Source organism: Rhodococcus sp. R1101, from assembly GCF_000278445.1.
Taxonomy (GTDB): domain Bacteria; phylum Actinomycetota; class Actinomycetes; order Mycobacteriales; family Mycobacteriaceae; genus Rhodococcus; species Rhodococcus gordoniae.
In genome coordinates this window covers 1-941 of record NZ_AJVB01000817.1, presented here as the reverse complement: position 1 = coordinate 941, position 941 = coordinate 1, and the positions used below count along the sequence as shown (strand labels likewise).

Sequence of the window (941 nt, the reverse complement as noted above, 5' to 3'; positions counted from 1 at the left end):
GGGGCCGCCCACACCGTCGACCTCGATGGTCGGGCAGTCCTTCCACAGACGGTCGAGGGCGTAGAAGTTGCGCTCGTCCTCATGCTGGATGTGCACGACGACGTCGACGTAGTCGAGCAGCGTCCACCGTCCTTCGCGGGTGCCCTCGCGGCGGACCGGCTTGTGGCCGGCCAGGCGCAGCTTCTCCTCGACGTTGTCGACGATGGCGTTGACCTGACGCTCGTTGGGCGCCGACGCGATGACGAAGCAGTCGGTGATCACCAGCTGCTCGGACACGTCGAGCACCACAACATCGGTGGCGAGTTTCTCGTCGGCGGCCAGGGCTGCGATTCGGGCCATCTCCGTGGCTTCTGCCGTTGCGCTCACTGCGTGCTCTTTCTCTCGATGGTGCCGGGGGTGTTTCCGTCGAACGCCGGGACGGGATCTCCGTCACGGTGCGTATTCGGGCGGTAGAGCCGGCGTTTGCTGATGTACTGCACCACTCCGTCGGGCACCAGATACCAGACCGGGCGGTTCTCCCGGGCTCTCCTGCGGCAGTCCGTGGAGGAGATCGCCAGGGCCGGGATCTCCACGAGACTCACCGCCTCGGCGGGGAGGTCGTCCAGATGCGGTGCCAGGTGCTCGGCGTGCAGGTCGTATCCGGGCCGGGACACCCCGACGAAGCGTGCGAGGTCGAACAGGGTCTGCCAGTCCTGCCAGGACAGGATCGATCCCAGTGCGTCCGCACCGGTGATGAAGTACAGGTCCGCATCGGGATACTGCTTGCTGAGATCTCGCAGCGTGTCGACGGTGTAGGTGGGTTTGTGGCGATCGATGTCGACGCGACTGACGGAGAACCGCGGGTTGGATGCGGTCGCGATCACCGTCATCAGGTAGCGGTCCTCGGCGGCACTGACCTCGCGTCCGGTCTTCTGCCAGGGTTGCCCGGTGGGCACGAAGAT

General features: G+C 66.0%; 2 protein-coding genes. Both read right to left on the bottom strand.

Annotated elements, in window-relative coordinates:
• Positions 1-366 (bottom strand): ribosome silencing factor (gene rsfS / locus R1101_RS0124450; protein ID WP_016935758.1); only part of this gene is annotated, 366 nt, incomplete at its 3' end.
• Positions 363-941 (bottom strand): nicotinate-nucleotide adenylyltransferase (gene nadD / locus R1101_RS28730; protein WP_016935757.1); only part of this gene is annotated, 579 nt, incomplete at its 5' end. The genes rsfS and nadD, both read right to left, overlap by 4 nt.